Source organism: Acinetobacter pragensis (genome assembly GCF_001605895.1).
GTDB classification, from domain to species: domain Bacteria; phylum Pseudomonadota; class Gammaproteobacteria; order Pseudomonadales; family Moraxellaceae; genus Acinetobacter; species Acinetobacter pragensis.
This window is the reverse complement of the sequence record NZ_LUAW01000044.1, coordinates 1-17,337: the sequence shown is the minus strand read 5'-3', so window position 1 is coordinate 17,337 and position 17,337 is coordinate 1. Positions and strand designations below refer to the sequence as shown.

General features: G+C 43.4%; 17 protein-coding genes and 1 pseudogene. 6 read left to right on the top strand and 12 right to left on the bottom strand.

All coding sequences use genetic code 11. The annotated features are described in order from the left end of the window. The 3 genes from AZH43_RS15425 to AZH43_RS15415 form a co-directional block, all read left to right on the top strand. A partial coding sequence (locus AZH43_RS15425) for an FAD-dependent oxidoreductase (RefSeq protein WP_161485916.1) occupies positions 1–477 on the top strand: 477 nt, incomplete at its 5' end. A 397-nt stretch (positions 478–874) separates the two neighbouring features. Continuing rightward, positions 875–1,123: a hypothetical protein gene (locus tag AZH43_RS15420; protein ID WP_067671476.1), complete on the top strand. Its 249-nt coding sequence runs from the start codon at positions 875–877 to the stop codon at positions 1,121–1,123. 213 nt (positions 1,124–1,336) lie between these two features. Next, on the top strand, positions 1,337–1,531 hold the full coding sequence (locus tag AZH43_RS15415) for a hypothetical protein (protein ID WP_067671473.1): 195 nt from the start codon (positions 1,337–1,339) through the stop codon (positions 1,529–1,531). Here the strand turns inward: AZH43_RS15415 and AZH43_RS15410 are convergent. Further along, positions 1,522–2,160 (bottom strand): LysE family transporter, encoded by a 639-nt coding sequence (locus AZH43_RS15410; protein ID WP_067671470.1) that lies wholly within the window; start codon positions 2,158–2,160, stop codon positions 1,522–1,524. The two genes, AZH43_RS15415 and AZH43_RS15410, sit on opposite strands and share 10 nt — an antisense overlap. Positions 2,161–2,287: 127 nt before the next feature. Beyond that, a complete protein-coding gene (locus AZH43_RS15405) occupies positions 2,288–2,863 on the bottom strand; it encodes an FxsA family protein (protein ID WP_067671467.1) in 576 nt (191 codons plus the stop codon). A gap of 122 nt (positions 2,864–2,985) precedes the next feature. Between AZH43_RS15405 and ruvC the strand changes: the two genes are divergently transcribed. After that, positions 2,986–3,531: a crossover junction endodeoxyribonuclease RuvC gene (gene ruvC / locus AZH43_RS15400; RefSeq protein ID WP_067671464.1), complete on the top strand. Its 546-nt coding sequence runs from the start codon at positions 2,986–2,988 to the stop codon at positions 3,529–3,531. A 48-nt stretch (positions 3,532–3,579) separates the two neighbouring features. Here the strand turns inward: ruvC and AZH43_RS15395 are convergent, their stop codons facing one another. Together AZH43_RS15395 and AZH43_RS15390 are read right to left on the bottom strand one after the other, a co-directional pair. Next, a complete protein-coding gene (locus tag AZH43_RS15395) occupies positions 3,580–3,855 on the bottom strand; it encodes an acylphosphatase (protein ID WP_067671461.1) in 276 nt (91 codons plus the stop codon). Positions 3,856–3,857: 2 nt separating this feature from the next. After that, positions 3,858–5,324, bottom strand: a complete 1,467-nt coding sequence (locus AZH43_RS15390) for a bifunctional ADP-dependent NAD(P)H-hydrate dehydratase/NAD(P)H-hydrate epimerase (RefSeq protein ID WP_067671458.1) — start codon at positions 5,322–5,324, stop codon at positions 3,858–3,860. A 22-nt stretch (positions 5,325–5,346) separates the two neighbouring features. Here AZH43_RS15390 and queG point away from each other — a divergent pair, with 22 nt between their 5' ends. Both queG and bioB read left to right on the top strand, forming a co-directional pair. Next, positions 5,347–6,438, top strand: coding sequence for a tRNA epoxyqueuosine(34) reductase QueG (queG, locus tag AZH43_RS15385; RefSeq protein ID WP_067671455.1), 1,092 nt, complete (start codon positions 5,347–5,349; stop codon positions 6,436–6,438). Between the two features lie 290 nt (positions 6,439–6,728). After that, a complete protein-coding gene (gene bioB / locus AZH43_RS15380; protein WP_067671452.1) occupies positions 6,729–7,718 on the top strand; it encodes a biotin synthase BioB in 990 nt (329 codons plus the stop codon). Positions 7,719–7,787: 69 nt separating this feature from the next. On the opposite strand, the gene AZH43_RS15375 is transcribed toward bioB, so the two are convergent. The 8 genes and pseudogenes from AZH43_RS15375 to AZH43_RS18950 form a co-directional block, all read right to left on the bottom strand. Continuing rightward, positions 7,788–8,015: a hypothetical protein gene (locus tag AZH43_RS15375; protein ID WP_067671449.1), complete on the bottom strand. Its 228-nt coding sequence runs from the start codon at positions 8,013–8,015 to the stop codon at positions 7,788–7,790. Between the two features lie 727 nt (positions 8,016–8,742). After that, complete coding sequence (locus AZH43_RS15365) at positions 8,743–10,191, bottom strand: NAD-dependent succinate-semialdehyde dehydrogenase (protein WP_067671443.1); 1,449 nt, start codon at positions 10,189–10,191, stop codon at positions 8,743–8,745. 420 nt (positions 10,192–10,611) lie between these two features. Further along, positions 10,612–11,349, bottom strand: a complete 738-nt coding sequence (locus AZH43_RS15360; RefSeq protein WP_067671440.1) for a 5'-nucleotidase, lipoprotein e(P4) family — start codon at positions 11,347–11,349, stop codon at positions 10,612–10,614. Between the two features lie 96 nt (positions 11,350–11,445). Beyond that, complete coding sequence (gene pnuC, locus AZH43_RS15355) at positions 11,446–12,024, bottom strand: nicotinamide riboside transporter PnuC (protein WP_067671437.1); 579 nt, start codon at positions 12,022–12,024, stop codon at positions 11,446–11,448. A gap of 11 nt (positions 12,025–12,035) precedes the next feature. Continuing rightward, complete coding sequence (locus tag AZH43_RS15350; RefSeq protein ID WP_067671434.1) at positions 12,036–14,207, bottom strand: TonB-dependent siderophore receptor; 2,172 nt, start codon at positions 14,205–14,207, stop codon at positions 12,036–12,038. A 186-nt stretch (positions 14,208–14,393) separates the two neighbouring features. After that, entirely contained in the window at positions 14,394–15,560 is a 1,167-nt protein-coding gene (locus tag AZH43_RS15340) for a phosphotransferase enzyme family protein (protein WP_067671428.1), read from the bottom strand. A 333-nt stretch (positions 15,561–15,893) separates the two neighbouring features. Beyond that, positions 15,894–16,577: a GntR family transcriptional regulator gene (locus tag AZH43_RS15335; protein WP_227509830.1), complete on the bottom strand. Its 684-nt coding sequence runs from the start codon at positions 16,575–16,577 to the stop codon at positions 15,894–15,896. A gap of 614 nt (positions 16,578–17,191) precedes the next feature. Beyond that, a pseudogene (locus tag AZH43_RS18950) lies at positions 17,192–17,337 on the bottom strand (PaaD-like zinc ribbon domain-containing protein); the annotation flags it as partial.

Below are 17,337 nucleotides of genomic sequence, written 5' to 3'. Positions count from 1 at the left end.
GGCAACTCCGGTGTAGAAGCGGCGATTGACCTTGCAGGCATTGTTGAACACGTAACATTAGTTGAGTTTGATACTAAATTACGTGCAGACCAAGTGCTGCAGGACAAGCTGAACAGCCTGCCGAATACGACTGTGATCATGAATGCATTATCAACTGAAGTRGTCGGTGACGGTTCRCAAGTGACTGCGCTGAAATACAAAGACCGCGCCACAGATGAAATCAAAACCATTGAGCTTGCAGGGATCTTCGTGCAAATCGGTTTATTGCCAAACACTGATTTCTTAAAAGAAACCGCTGTAGAACTTTCAAGCCGCGGCGAGATTGTAATTAACGACCGCAACGAAACCAATGTGAAAGGCGTATTCGCGGCCGGTGACTGTACAACAGTGCCGTACAAGCAAATCATCATTGCGACAGGTGAAGGCGCGAAAGCTTCATTGTCTGCTTTTGATTACATCATCCGTTCCGGAATCTAAGCCGGTAATGCCGAATGAAAAACCAGCCCAAGCGGCTGGTTTTTTTATGCCTGTGAATGCCATACAGCTCACTGAATGCATGATTAGGGCGCACCCCCGCATCTATTTTAAATTCATATTTCAGTCATATGAATAATGTAGTGTTTCCGTAAATCGAACGATACAAGTATCGGAACACCGCAAATATTTGTAAGGAATCATTGAATTGTTAAAATCCTTAATTATTTTAAAACAATACCTTAACAGCCCATGAACATATTGAAGCAGAATATGACTGAGCAAGGCAAAGTACATATCTTGCCTCACTGCATTTCATCACATAAGATAAACAAACAGTCATGAATATATGATTGAAAATAAAAACAACAAACAATGTCAGGAAAATAAGGAGAAGAATATGCACTATCAGTATCACTGTGCCTGCTGCAACAAAGTCGTTGCTTCTACTGACAAAGAATGTACCAATTGCGGATCTCATAATATCAAAAGCCCATACGGATTTTGGATTTTCTGTATCATGACCTGCCTCATTGCGGCTGCAGTATTCAAAACGGTGCATGTCTATCTGCAGGATCATCAAGAAATTCCTGTGCAGCAATCACTTTTTGATGTATTGCAGCAAGACAATAAAACCTCTGGTAAATAGCCGGAAATTTAGTTGGGGACGCCATGAAAGCCTGATTCCATTTCAGGCTTTTTTGCATATGAATGCCCATTGGCCATAAAGATCACGCTTACTGCACCGTATAACGTATATAAAAGCTATGCTCTGTTTGATTTAGATACTTACAGCTTAAAATTTACTGCAGCTCCGCATTCAAATTCGTTTAAAATATAGGGCTCAGCAAAAGGAACAGATATGGTTCAACTCATTAAAAAAGGCGGATTACGTGAGCGCGCCAACCGCAGCCGAAGCTACAAGGGTTCAGAAAATACTGAAACCACTTTAAAGCCCAACCGTTACCGCGCTGATGAAAAAAAAGAGGAAACCGCAGCTCCCTCTTCTCACCTTAATCAATCTGAATTTGAAGTATCAGACACGGATCAAGCGTAAAATATTTTTATAGCGTCATACCAAAGCCAAACGGCAAAGACTAGAAACAGTCCGCCCGAAATAATATCGATGTAACTGCCTGCACGCTGATACAGCACTTTAATTTTTGGTATAGAGACGATCATCATCAGCAGACTGAACACCAGAAAAGTTTGTATTGGAATAATAAATGCCAATTGAGTTTTTAAATCTGAACCGGCGGATGAACTCAGGGCCAAAGAAAATACACTGCTGAAGTAAATCAGTGTTTTAGGATTGGATAAATTAGTAAATAGACCCTGTAAAAAATAATTCTGCGGTTTCTCAAGTTCCCCTGAACTGTCCAAAGCAACTTCTTGCTTGAGCGTCTTTAAACCGCCATTCAGCATGCCCCAGCCCATTTTGGCAAGAAACAATCCGCCTGCCAGCATTAAAACTTGCTGAATCCACGGAAATTGCTCTACCAGTACAGTAAAGCCCATTAAAGTGAGTACAACCCAAACCACAATGCCAGCAGAAATACCTGCAATAATTTTTAAAGTATTGCTTCGTGTATTGGAGGCAGCGCTTTTTGCAATCAGCAGTACATCTGGGCCCGGACTCAGCTGCGCAACAAAATGCAGCAGGCAAATGGTCAAAAGAAGTGACATAAAAATTAAAAAGAAACTTTAAAAATCACATTATATCGCTTGTTAAAAATAAATGTTCAGCTAGCGAAATTTTTCAGCATAAAAAAGCCGAATCATTAGATTCGGCTTATAAAGAGGGTTTTCTTTTTTACTTTTGATTTACATCTTTCAATTCAATTTTCTTGGCTTCTGGCGTCACTTCACGCGCTTCACCATCAATAATGCTCGAATCCCGGCTGCCACCCTGCTGATTCTGCATGTCCTGCATTTGGCGCATCATATCTGCAAATGGATTTTGGCCCTGAGCGCCGCCCATGCCATTCATATCCCCCATCATGCCGCCCATCATTTTTTCCATCATCGCTTGCTGGCGTTTTGCCATCACATTCATCATGGTTGCTTTTAGAGCATTTTGCACCGGCGGAAGTAAAATCAGTACGGCCAAAACATCAGAAATTAGACCGGGAATCATCAATAGAAAACCGGCAATAATCTTAGGCAAATTGCCTGAAAGCGCAGGATCCGCACTCATTTGGCCTGCCTGCATTTGCTGCATTTGAGGCATTAAGCCTGATGCATGCTTGCGCACGATATTCAGCCCGATGAAAAAAGCAGCAATAAACCAGAAGAACACATACCACATGCTGCCGACGAGGTCACCCACGCCAATCCATACAAAGACTTCAAGAATTAAGCCCGCAAGGACAATTAGAAATAATTTCATGAAAATCAATCAAATCTCTATTAAATAAATAAGGTGCATCAAACAAGCGATTAATCAGTATCAAGCTTTTTTGATCCGCTTATGTAACAATATGGGCGTTATTCTATTTTTAAAGGGTCAGCATGTCATTAATTATCGGTATTGACCCGGGCTCCCGCCTAACGGGGTACGGCATTATTGAACATGAAGGCTCTAAACTGCGTTTTGTGGATGCCGGCACAATCCGTACTGAAACCGCTGAAATGCCTGAACGCTTAAAGCGAATTTTTGCAGGTGTTGACCGTATTGTAAAATTTCATGGGCCGACGGAAGCCGCCGTTGAGCAAGTCTTTATGGCGCAAAACCCTGACTCGGCACTGAAATTAGGGCAAGCGCGCGGAGCAGCCATTGCGGCGCTCACCAATTTGGATTTACAGGTTGCCGAATATACAGCGCGTCAGATTAAGCAATCTGTTGTCGGTTATGGCGCAGCCGATAAAGAACAAGTGCAGATGATGGTCATGAAACTGCTGAACTTAAGCATTAAACCGCAGCAGGATGCTGCCGATGCCTTAGCTGCAGCCATTTGCCATGCGCACGCCTCCGGCAGTATGAGCAAAATGGCCGTACTTAATGCACTTGGAGGCATGGCGCGCGGACGCAGCCGCGCCAGTTCAAGACGGCGTTAAAACTGCATAAAGTCTGGCTCCAGCCGCCTTTCTCCAAAAGATGGATGCTTATCTAACAAGTTTGAAGTCGGTATAACTGCACTGATCAGCATTCAGTTCCATCTGTTCTACAGCTGTCACATTTGCATGCAATGGCCCTGAAAAGCTTCTGTTTACAAGATCAAGCACAGCATCTTCACCGCCTAAAAGGACAGCTTCGACGTCACCGCCGGTTAAGTTCCTTACATAGCCTTTCAGCCCTAAATCTAAGGCTTGCTGTTCAAACCAGCGCCGGTAGCCGACACCTTGCACTTTTCCCTGAATCCGCAGTTTTAAAGCTTTCATTTTTATTCTGCTGTTAAGTTGACAACATGATGCACAGCTTGCGCCATATCCTGCGCCTGCAAGCCGCGCATACCTTTCCGGGCAAGATAATCTCCTGCCAAGGCATGCAAAGTGACTATTTCGTGCAGATGAATATCTTCATGAAATTGCGCTTTTAAACTGGCTGCCATACCGGCTAGAACATCACCCATACCGCCTGTACCCATGCCCGCATTACCTGCTGTACAAATCCACAAACGGTCTTCCAAGATCAAACTGCCAGCGCCTTTAAGCACCCATTGACCCGAATATTTTTTTTGCAGCTGATAAATCGCGCCTAAACGGTCTGCTTCCACATCTTGCGTGCTGATACCCAGCAGTTTGGCTGCTTCACCCGGGTGCGGCGTAGCATAGCTTTGCGCTTTTAAGCATTCAGGCTGTTCTGCTAAAAACCATAAAGCATCTGCGTCCCATACGGCTTCTAAATCAGACTGCTGGATCAGTGGAAACCAAGCTTTAAACTGCGCGCTTGCCCAAGCATCACGCCCTAACCCCATACCGAAACTGACAGCATCTACATGCTCAATTAAGTGCCGAATCTCATCCTGAGTTAAAGCATTGATGTCACACAGCATAATATTCGGCGCGCGCGATAAAATCGCCGTATGGTGCTTGGCATCGCAAGCCACCGTGACTTTTCCCGCACCTGCGTGAAATGCAGCCTCTGCCGCCATAATGACCGCTCCGCCCATCGAGGCATGGCCGCCGGCAATAAGAACATGGCCATAACTGCCCTTATGCCCAAAAGCTTGCCTCTTAGGTAAACAGATATCGACCGGAGACAGCGCTGCAATGGGTTTCAACTGATCATCTACTGGAATTGCATCGATGATATGAATTTGCCCGCAATATTCTTTGCCTTGGCCAGTAAATAATCCTGCTTTTAAGCCTAATGCAGTAAATGTGTAATCAGCCTTGATCGCGCAGGGTAAAGGCTGGCCGCTATTGGCTTGCAACCCGCTGGGAATATCAATCGCAATTTTTAAACCGGACTGCGTATTCATATGCTGAAGAATGCTTTGCCATTCTGCGTTCAAATGCCGGTTAAGGCCAATTCCAAATAACGCATCAATATAGGCATCATAATGCTGCTTAAATTCAAAGCCTGAAAAAACATTCAAACCTGATTCACGCGCATCCAGCTCGGCATAATGCAAATCTTTTGATATGCCTAATGGCGCTGCATAAACATCCACTTTAAAACCGGCCTGACTTAAATACTTCGCTGTAAGATAACCGTCTCCAGCATTATTGCCCTGACCGCAGCAGACCGCGATTGAACTTACGCCTTGCTGCTGAAAAATATGAATCAGACGCTGTGCAATTGCCCATGCAACTTGCTTCATTAAGCCATAAGAACTGTTTTGCTGACTAAACCAGCGCTGTTCCCATGCTTGAATACTTTGGCTATGGTAAACTTGCTGCTGCATTCTTCTTCCTTCCAAATGGTTTATGGCAACACCCGATCAAGCAAAAATCTCGCTCAATCAAGATGATCCTGAAGCGCTCAAGGCATGGATCAAAGCTCAAGCCCTAGCTTTGGGTTTTTCTGATTGTGTCATTGCCAAACCGGATGCTCAAGCGGAATTACCCCGTTTTAAAGAATATTTAAAGCGCGGCTATCATGGCGATATGAAATTTTTGGAAGAGAATTTAGATAAGCGCGCTGATCCAACTTTGCTCATTCCCGGCACAAAAAGCATCATTTGCGTGCGTATGGACTATCTGGTTGAAACTCCCAAGCCCCGCTATGTTCCATTTGAGCCCAACGCTGCTATTATTGCCCGCTATGCCCGCGGCCGTGACTATCATAAAGTCATGCGCGGCCGTTTAAAGACACTGGCTGCTGCCATTCGAGAGAAAGTGGGCAATTTTGAATCACGCCCTTTTGCCGACTCTGCGCCTATTTTTGAAAAATCCTTAGCTGAAAATGCTGGCATGGGCTGGACAGGCAAGCATACCTTGCTGATTCACAAAAAATCAGGCTCATTTTTTGTTCTGGGTGAACTCTTTACCTCGCTGGATTTGCCTTTTGACAGTCCTGCAGATAAGCATTGCGGATCATGCACAGCCTGTATCGACATCTGCCCTACGCAAGCTATTGTTGAACCATATATGCTGGATGCCCGAAAATGCATCGCCTACTTAACCATTGAATATAAAGGCATCATTCCCGAAGAATTGCGCAGAGGAATTGGCAACCGTGTATTTGGCTGTGATGATTGCCAGCTCATCTGCCCATGGAACAGCTTCGCCAAAAAAACCTCAATTGAAGATTTCAACCCGCGCCATGGCTTAGATCAGGTTTCTTTATTGGACTTATGGCAATGGGATGAAGCGACTTTTTTAACCTGCACCGAAGGCAGTCCTATACGCCGAACCGGCTATCAAAGCTTCATGCGCAATATTGCGATTGGCTTGGGCAATGCGGAGTATTCTCCAGAAATTATTCAATCCCTCACCCAAAACCGTGCATTGCATGATGAGATTGTGCAAGTCCATGTTGACTGGGCAATTGCTGAACAATCAAGTAAAGCCTTATAAACCCAGCATAATTTTTCATACTTGTATAACGTCCAGTTCAAAGTTAAGTTTGCAATATTTCAAACTTAAGCTTACCCATTCTAAGCAAAGTTATATTTTCATAAAAAAACTTGGCGATGAATTAACTGTAAATACACTGAACTTTGCAGCTAAATATACAATCTTATATTTTTGAGTTTTTATATATTTAATCGGCAGATACTATCAAAGTTGACATTTATTGCCTTTAGGATTGGCACGTTTTCTGTATGATGAACAGAACGACATAACAATGATGATGGACAGCAATCATGAACTTACGTAATGACTGGGCTCTCGATGAGATTCAGGCTTTATATGAGCAGCCTTTTTTAGACTTGGTTTTTGAAGCGCAGCGCGTACACCGTGAAAACTTCATTGCCAACGCCATTCAGGTCAGTACGCTGCTGTCTATTAAAACTGGCAAATGTCCAGAAGACTGCAAGTACTGTTCTCAGTCAGCGCACTATGATTCTAATTTAGAAGCAGAAAAACGCATAGCTGTAGATAAAGTTATTTCTGAAGCAAAAGAAGCTATAGAATCCGGTTCTTCCCGCTTCTGCATGGGCGCTGCATGGCGCAACCCCAATGAACGTGATATGCCCTATGTTTTAGAAATGGTTCGCGAAGTTAAAGCGCTGGGCTTAGAAACCTGCATGACTTTAGGCATGCTGAACCAGTCACAGGCAGAACGGTTAAAAGATGCAGGTTTGGATTATTACAACCACAACCTTGACACCTCACGTGAATATTATTCCCACATCATCAGCACCCGTACATTTGATGACCGTTTAAATACGCTTGAATATGTGCGCGGTGCAGGCATGAAAGTCTGCAGCGGCGGTATTGTCGGTCTAGGTGAAAACCGCAATGACCGTATTGGCCTTCTACAGGAGCTGGCCACTTTGCCGATTCATCCAGAATCTGTACCAATTAATATGCTGGTGCCAATTGAAGGCACACCGCTAGCCGATGTAGAAAAGCTGGATGTAACTGAATGGATCCGAACCATTGCCGTTGCGCGCATAATCATGCCGAAAAGCTACATTCGCCTTTCTGCTGGGCGTGAATCATTGTCTGATTCAGACCAAGCGCTGGCATTTATGGCAGGCGCCAATTCATTATTTTCTGGTGAAAAGCTGCTGACCACGCCAAACGCCGGAGAAGGCAAGGACAAACAGCTGTTCAATAAACTTGGGCTTGTTGCAGAAAAAGCCAAGCCCAATGCAGCTGAACTGTCTGTCGATGCAATGGCTGTTTAATTCCATACAAAATAAATATAAAAAAAGCCCCTTTCTTTGGGGCTTTTTTTATATTTGCTGGATGAGCCATTAAGGCTTAGCAAAATTATGAGCCGTAATTAATATGCCGTAACGGGCATTCAGATAATCCCCTGGTTTAATAACATCTTGACCATTCGCATGTACGACGCGCAATTCTTTTTGCAATGCGTCGTAATTGAAAGAATCAAAACAGTCTTGATGACTGCAAAGCCAAGCCAATGTATCTTGAAGCCGATCGTCGACAATATAGGTATCGGCCATAAAATTTTTAGACATACAAAACTATTGAATCTGCGCTGGATCTTGGTATTTTAAACTGTTTAGTCATCAGCTGAAAGTTCAAATAAAAAAGTGAGCTTTCGCCCACCCTTTTATTATTTCATTACGCCGCACTTTCGGCATTCCTTGTGTGCGCCAATTTCTTCCATCTGCTCATATTCGTAAATGTGCATACAGAAAATTTTTCTAAATAATTGAAGCATGTTGTTAAAACTCCCGTTTAATTTTTTAAGATCGCTTCTTAATACTTCTTCCTGAAGTATTCGGACTTCCTGCTCAGAAATCACTCTTATTTATTAACACATTTTTCCTTTCAGTCAAATATATTTCATCTGAATTTAGTCGGTTTTTAATGCACACTGTTCAACTTTTTTTAAATGTAAATGATATTTTATCTACAAATTCATTGAAATTTTAGATGAGATATTGATTATAAAGTCGCAGCTCGACCTTCTTTATCATCCAACCTAAAAACTGGATGTCTGATATTACAATTCGATAGCCCATCTAAACCCTCATACCATGTAAAAACAGCATCATTTGCATCATCAGCGTGCTGAAAACTGTGTCTAAGTTAGCTGTTCAGCCCAGATAAAGCGCAATCCACTTAATCATATCGTTCAATCCTTAAATTGCATTTTCCATGCCTCAACTGGTATTGGCTGGAATCCTGTCTGCAATAAAAAAAGGATCCGAAGATCCTTATTTTGGCCGCATGACAGTCTTAAATACCCATGCACATATATTTGATTTCTAAGTAGTCTTCAATGCCGTATTTAGAACCTTCACGGCCTGAGCCAGATTCTTTGATCCCGCCAAATGGCGCAACTTCAGTTGAAATCAGGCCTTCGTTAATGCCGACCATGCCATACTCAAGCGCTTCACCGACTTTCCAAGCGCGACTAAGGCTTTCTGTATAAATATAAGAAGCTAAGCCAAACTCAGTATCATTTGCCATGTGAATCGCTTCAGCATCGGTACTGAACTTAAATACAGGTGCAAGCGGTGCAAAGGTTTCATCTTTCGCAACCAGCATGTCCTGCGTAACACCTGACAGCACTGTAGGTTCAAAGAAAGTCTGACCAAGCGCATGACGCTTGCCACCAGTCACAATTTTCGCGCCTTTAGCAACAGCATCGGCAATGTGTTCTTCAATTTTCTCCACTGATTTTTCATTAATCAATGGGCCTTGCTCTGCACCTTGCTCAAATGCTGGCGCCACTTTCAGCTTATTCACTTCAGCGGTTAATTTTTCAAGGAAAGCATCATGCACGCTTTCATGTACCAATACACGGTTAGTACATACACAGGTTTGACCACTGTTACGGAATTTAGAGGCAATCGCGCCTTGAACGGCTTTGTCCAAGTCTGCATCTTCAAACACAATAAATGGCGCATTTCCGCCCAATTCCATGCTGACTTTTTTCATGGTGCTTGAGCATTGTTCCATGAGCAATTTGCCCACTTGCGTAGAACCTGTAAATGACACTTTTTTCACAGCTTGATGTGAAGTCAGCACAGCGCCAATTTCACGTGAACTGCCTGTCACTACATTCACCACACCTTTTGGAATGCCTGCCTGTTCAGCCAAAGCAGCCAAAGCCAATGCAGAAAGCGGCGTTTCAGATGCCGGCTTAATAATCACCGTGCAGCCTGCAGCCAAAGCAGGGCCAACTTTACGGGTGATCATCGCATTTGGGAAATTCCACGGTGTAATCGCAGCTACAACCCCCACAGGCTGTTTAATCACAACCAAACGGCGACCTTGCTTATCATGCGGAATCACATCGCCATAAGTGCGTTTTGCTTCTTCGGCAAACCATTCAATGAAACTTGCACCATACAAAATTTCACCGCGGCTTTCTGTGATTGGCTTGCCTTGCTCTGTGCTTAAAATCACAGCCAAGTCTTCTTGGTTTTCTACAATCAAGTTAAACCATTTACGCAGCAGCGTAGAGCGTTCTTTTGCAGTCGTCAGCTTCCATGAAGCCAATGCTGTTTCAGCAGCTTCTACCGCTTCTTCAACTTGCGCAACTGTTGCGCTTGGTACACGTGCAATTTCTTCGCCCGTCGCAGGGTTTGTTACAGCAAAATCTTTGCCGTCTGCGGCATGGGTCCATGCACCGTTAATATAAACTTGTGTTTTAAGCAGTTCAGAATTTTTAAGCTGCATCCATGTTCTCCTTAATAGACGCTAGGTGCTGCATTTTCTACAGGCGCTGCGCCATCTTTAAATTTTGCCAGCAGTTTTGCAAATCAATGCCCAAGTGCCCAAATCCATCCTACATCAGCTATGACAGGATGAACAATCGCCTGGCTCTTAGATGCAGTAATTGATGTAGAATCATACTTAAAGTGTTTAATGTATATTCAGCAGTAACGAACAGCCCATCAAACTATGCCATTTTATCCCATCATTTTTTACCAAAATAAATACGCATTCAAGTAAACCGTGAGGCCGTACAAAGATGTTAAGTGGATTGTCTTTGTCAAAAGACTACTGAGGATTTTACATCCATTTGAATTTCAAATTTTTAGAAATTTATTCTTCAGGCAAAAAGAGCATTTAATACTGCTCTTTTTGCAGGCTAAACTATTCAGCCGTTGACCATGCGCCATAACTCACATTGGGCAGTACAATAAACCTGTCACCAAATTTTTCTTTATTCTGCACTACAGCTTCAGCGCGTTCCGATGCAGATTGCTTATTGCTGAATGCAGCAGAGAAATCGTGCAGGGTATCGCCTAAAAGCAATACAATATCACAATCCTGACTGGCGCTTTGACGGCGCTGCTCTTTCGACGCGCCATAAAGCAGAATCTGACTGCTTTCAACTTGAGGCAAGTCCAGCTGTTTCATCATACGCATAGCAGAAGAACGGTATTTTTCAGAACGGTCGGAAACATAGAAAATTTTCACGCCTTGCTGATCTGCAAATTTTAAAAATTCCAAACTGCCCTGTATTAATTTTGGCTGGCCTGACCGCTCCCATTCATCCCAAGATTTCCAGTCGGTATAGTCTTCGCAACGCTTTAAATCACTGACAAAAACATCGGTATTATCCAAAACGGTTTCATCTAAATCGGTGACGATCGCTAAATTTTTCGCTTGCGGATTTGCCTGCAGAATTTCTTTCAGACGATGTGTTGCCAAATTATAGGCTTGCAGCTGCAAGGCTTGAACCTCTGCAGAACGGTTTTGAAATTTTAAACTCATGCCATATTGCTGCACTGCAGGACAGCTTGGCGCTTCCTTGGCCTGAAGCGGCGCGCTTGAACAAACCGCTATTGCCCAGAATGCTGCAATCCATTTCTTTTTCGTTAAATACATATTCAGTCCTAATTCTCAATGCCGCCATCTAGGGGCTATCGCCTAATCAAGCACCAGCTATACTGCATGTCTTTTTAAGCCTATGTAATTTTTTAGCTACAGCTGTGCCGAAGCCTGCCGGTCTGCTGACCATTGCTTTTTCCACATGCGCCAGCCATTTAAGGCTAATAAAATAAAAATAAAATACAAGAACGCAGTTACATTCAACGATTTATGCAAATACATCAGTACATAAATGGCATCCAGCACACACCACATGGCCCAGCTTTCAATATATTTACGGGCCGCCCAATAACTGGCAACCAGACTGAAGGCGGCCAGCATAGAATCCAGCCACGGCAAAGAGGCTTGTGTATATGCAGAAAACAGCAGCCCTAAAACCAAACCAGTTGCTGTACCTGCCACTAAGCTGCGCGCCATGACAGCCCGATTCATATAGGCTGCATGCCTAGTTTCAGCATTGCTGGAAACGGACCAGCTGTACCAGCCATACAGCTGCATGACGATGAATACGCCTTGCAGCATGGCATCTGCATATAAGTGCACCTGATAAAATATAATCATGTAGAGAATGACCGCAACAATATTGACCAGCCAGCAAATACGATACTGTTTAGATGTCAGCCATACCCCCAGCACATTCAAAATAAACGCGGCAATTTCTAAATGAGACATGCTGAACCTGCTTAGAAATTCAATTTCAAGGCAATATTGGCGGTGCGCGGCGCGCCTAAGAACATATAGCCGTCGCCATCTGATTCGCCCACATCACGCCAGTATTTTTTATTCAGCAGATTATCCAGATTAAAACGCAGTTCAGCATCGGTTTTATTCCATTTGAAGGCATAAGCGGTGCCTGCATCAAACACACTGTAACCGCCGACTTTGGCTGTGGCTTCTCTATTGGCGAATTTGCTTGAACTGTAGCGGCCGCCTGCCATCAATGTCAGCCCCTCAATTTGCGGCATATCATAAGTCACAAAACTGGCTGCGCGGAATTTAGGCGCATTTTGCATTTGATGGCCTGCATAAGCTGTGTTCGATACATCCTCAAGACGTGTACGGCTCAATGCCATAGTTGTATTCATGGCCAGCCGTGAAGTCAAATGGCCTGACAGTCCAAGTTCCAAGCCTCGGCTGTGCTGCTTGCCTTCTTGAATAAAATAGTACAGGCCATCTGCTGGGTTTAAGGCTGTGTATTGATTATCTTGGCGTAAATCAAAGAGTGCCGCTGTCAAAAGATATTGATGAATTTGCTGTTTATAGCCCAATTCATACTGTTCTGAATGAATCGGCGCCAAAATATCATCGCCATTTTCTGCATACCAAGCAGCAGAACGCCCATCTGACAGCCCTTTGGCATAGGAGGCATAGATAGTTGCATCTTCTATCGGACTGTAGCTGAGCGCCAGTTGCGGCAAGAATTTATCTAAATCGGTATCGCGGGTTTTCACACTTTTTTTGTTAAAAGAATTTTCATCTAAATGAATCCATTTACCGCCTAAAAGCGCAGACCATTGTGGCCCAAATTCAATGCGGTCAGATACAGTCAGCGCCGTCTGCTTACTGTCCAATGCTTTATGACGGGGGCCCACATTTTCTTCGGTCGGCTGAAAATCTACAGTATCTTCATAGATATTTCCAAAACCGATATATTCATTCACACTGCCATAACGCTTACGCGACTTATTGGTCTGAGCCAGTTCAAAATTCAGATGATGCAGGGTATCTGCCCAAGCCCACTGCCCCTGCAGCTGCGCTTTCAGCTGACTGGTCACATAGGTGTCGTTGGGGTTTTGATAATCATAGATATCATAATTGCCGCTGGCGTCGAAACCATTGCCCAATCCGCTGTACTGGCAAACATTGCTGTAACAGCCCCATGCAAAAGTTGAATAATCATCCACTTTGGCCTTACTGTATGCACCAATTAAATTTGCAGTCCACAGCCCATTCAGCGCATAACTGTATTTTAAGCTGGTGTTTAAACTGTCAATTGTGACTGGCTTGCCCCAGCTTTGATATGCCAGCAAACGGTCGGCTTGCACATTTTGCGGCACTTTGCCATCCAGCAGCTGGTAGCCGGGCACTGAACGCTGCTGCTGACGCTGGGTTTCAAAATCAAATTGCAATGCAGACTTGTCTGTAATTTTCCAGTCCAAAGCCGCCGAACCCAGATAGCGTTTGCCGCCGACATGCTCAACATAGCTGTTGATTTGCTCATCGACCAAATTGAAACGGTATCCCAGCTGCTGTTCACTGCCTGCAAAACCGCCTACATCAGCCGCTACAGAAAACTGACCATATTCATCCGCATTCAAAGATACAGACTTCACGTCTTTTGGACGTTTAGACACATAATTCACCACACCGCCCGGGGTCGACATACCGCTTTGAATGGCCGAGATGCCCTTTAAAATTTCAACCTGTTCTTTATTTTCTAAAGACAGGTTTTGCTCGCCGCGAATGACATTGCCATTGAGCAAATAGCTCGATCCCAGATCTAAAGTGAACCCGCGGGAGACAAAATTAGAGTAATAGCCAATCGGCGCGTAGCTGTCGCCAATTGAGGCATCATTTTTCACCACATCCGCTAAAATGCGTGCATGCTGATCTTCAATCATTTCAGAGTTTATTAATGTAATCGAAGCTGGCGCTTTTTTTAATTCGCCAGTGCCAAAACCTTGCAACATTACTGTACTCTGGTCTTTCCCCACATCTTGCGGTGCAGTCACAACAATCGTTTCCAGCTTTTTAACTGCATCTTCGGCAAAGGCCGCCGGCGCCAAACACAGCTGCGACAGAACAGCGGCTTTCACTGCCAAAACCAATGAATTTTGCTTAAATTGAAGCGTCATGTTGAACCTTTCCGTTTTTCACTAAAGCGCAATGCATTAGGCCGCCTTGAGCAGCGCCAATGGTTTGGCGATGAAATAGATAAAATTGAGATTGAAAGAAGGATCTTCTGCCGGCAGCTGTCATCCGCGGGCGGCTAAATACAGCCATAAAAGCCGTATTTATTAATTCAATGATGTGTTGCAGCATCATGGTTTCATCTGCCTAAAATGCTGAATCAGCTGCGCCATTTTTTGACAGAACTGCTGTCCTTGCGGCTGAAAAAACCACGCCGTATGCGCAATCAGCCAGTCATAATAGGCCGCATCCGCATGCTTTAAATTGCAGGTGATTCCTGCAAAATATTCCAGCTCTGACAAAGCGAAATCGGTATGCACTATTTTGATCAGATCCGGCAATATTTCGAGTTCTTTGCTGAATCCGGCCTGATGCATATAAGCTTGAACAAAGGCGGCTAAACCGGCTTCATCAATATAAATTTCCGGGTCCTGCGCTAAAGCCAGCCAATCAATAAAATTGCGTTCAATCGTGACGGCTAAATCATATATTGCAGAATTTCTGTCCGCCAAACCAAAATCAATGACAGTGCTGATATCCGCCGCATCGCCCTGATCCGTCCACAATAAATTTGAGGCATGAAAATCATTATGCGTCCAAATTTTGGTTGCCTGCTGCATAGCGCTTTTAATTTTTTCATGCACGCTTCGCAACTGTACAAGCCATGTTTGGTCCAGTTCTTTATCTGCAAAATAGGCGGTTAAGGCAGCGCTCTTTTTAATGCGCTGCTGAATTGCATCCGCAATGTCATCGCTTTCCAATAAATTCTGATTAGAGATTAAATATGTCGCTGTGCGGCCATGCAAAACAGAATAATCCTGTACGGCCGAATGCATAACAGCCAGTTTTTCACCCGCTTTAGCGGCATGCGCTGCACAAAAAAAAGGCTTCCATGACAATTGATCCGCATAAAGATCAAAACCGTCAGCCTTTTCATGCACTTCGTAGCTCCAATTGCCCAGCTCTACAGCGGTAGTCCCTGCTTGAGATACAGTCAGCATAGGAACTGAAATTCCCTGAATGCTTAAATACTGAATCAGCTGGTGTTCCTGCAATAAATCTACCGCAGAACGGAATGAGCGGTGACTGCGCTTAATGAAATAGATTGCTTCGCCAGCCTGAACCAGCATGGCCGATGAAAATGGACGCGGGCTGCGCCACAATACAGCTATTTTCCCCTGCAATTGCGGATACAGCTGCTGCAGATGAACTAAATCTGAAGCGGAGATGTCTTGCCAATCCTTAGGCTCCAGACTTTCCCCCATACCGTGCCCCATGTTTTGGGGAAATTCAGCCATTAGCAACTCGCTAAAAAAGGCAAAATAGCAGAAAAATCTGCTTTTCGGCTTTCAAACATTAAAGCTGGATTAGCTTCCCTGCGGCAGCAATTTAACGCCATTAACTCTTCAACCACCAATAAAAACTGTGCGAAATGTATTAGATATAAGTGGTACATACCAATATTATTTATTGATCAAATTATTTTTTTAAACTATTTATTCGATAAGTCATTATTTTATGATTTAAGTTTGACCTATTTAATGCCATTCTATTAATACCAGCTCGCTCTTCTCTTTTTAAATAATCTTTTATATTGAGCCAATATCCGATTATTTGCACAAATAGCTGTTTTAAGCCTTAATATCCAAAATCATTTCTATTTTATCTTCAGGCCAAATTTCAACATCAAATTCAATAACTTGATCATCAGATTTAGAAATCCGCTCTATTCGTATCGCCGTTTGACTGGAAGGAATCCCCAGCTGTTTTCCATCAAATTCTTCCGCCGCAGTATTTTTTATTTTTAATTGGCTGCTGCTGTATTGCAAATTGTAGTTGTTTTTCACCACTTCTTCGACTGAAGGAATCACATCAAAATTTAAAAAATTTGGAAAAATCGAAGCAGGCAAATAATTATATTCCAGCAAAACTGGAACATTATCCGCATAGCGTAAACGGATAATTTCAAAAAAACCCAATTCTCTCACTTTCGAATCAAATAGGTCAGCGCCTGTAAAAGATGCATCAGTCTGTTTGGCAGAAATTAGCTCAGTTTTCGCGGCAAAGCCTTGCGCTTTAAGATAGCTGTTAAAGTTTTCAATAGAGGCCGGATAATATTGAATTTTTTTATTGCTGACAAACCATCCTATATTTTGAACTTTGTAAATTTTGTCTTCGGCCCGCAGCTGCTCATAGGCTTTACGCACGGTTTCTCTTGAGCAATTGTATTTCAGCGCCAAATAACGCTCAGATGGAATCAGCTGATTAGCAGTATATTTTTTCAATTCCTGCCCAATCAAATTTCTGATTTCCATATATTTCATTCATTTCATCCTATATAAACCGTGTGTTTAGCTTAAAATTTGGTTCAGGCAAGCGTCACCGCTTGAAGTATCGGCGAGTACTGCATCAGCAGATCAATTGCAATGAAGAAGTATAGGATATGCCCGTTGATTTTTTAAGAATAAAAATCAACTTTAATGGTTTAATTATTAATAGGCCGATTGGCCTGTCCATTAAATGCTGGCTTCATCAGCTTATCCGTGGGTAGACATCGTGGTTTCTTCTCTCGGCACCTTTCTGCCCCCTTATGCCAACTCTGCAGTTTTAAAACCCCATTGAACAAAAAATGCTTTACCTAAAAAATGCCCTTCAAGGATGAATTGAGGGCATTTTCAGATTAAAGCTTTGCGATTAGTGCGCAGAATCAGCAGCCGCTTTGTTGATCTGATTCATATTGTTTACAGGCTTCTTTAGCAGTACAGAGACTGCCTGAAAAGAGAGGAATACTCACATCACAGCCGTACCAATAACTGCTTTACTCAAATCATGGCGCCGCGCGCATGTCATAGACGAGGCTGTATTGACCACGCATCAATTGCTTTTCAGCCACGAAATGCCGCTTCAATGACCGCAACATCAATTTTCTTCATRSWYMKSAGTCAAATGCCCGCTTGKCCGCGGCACGGTCAGCACTGGTGAATGCSTYSRAATAGTCAAAAGGTTCTAAGCAGTCCTGGCACTTGTATAAAGCCTTGCATGCGGTAGAACTGAATTCGCTTAATAGTTTGGTGT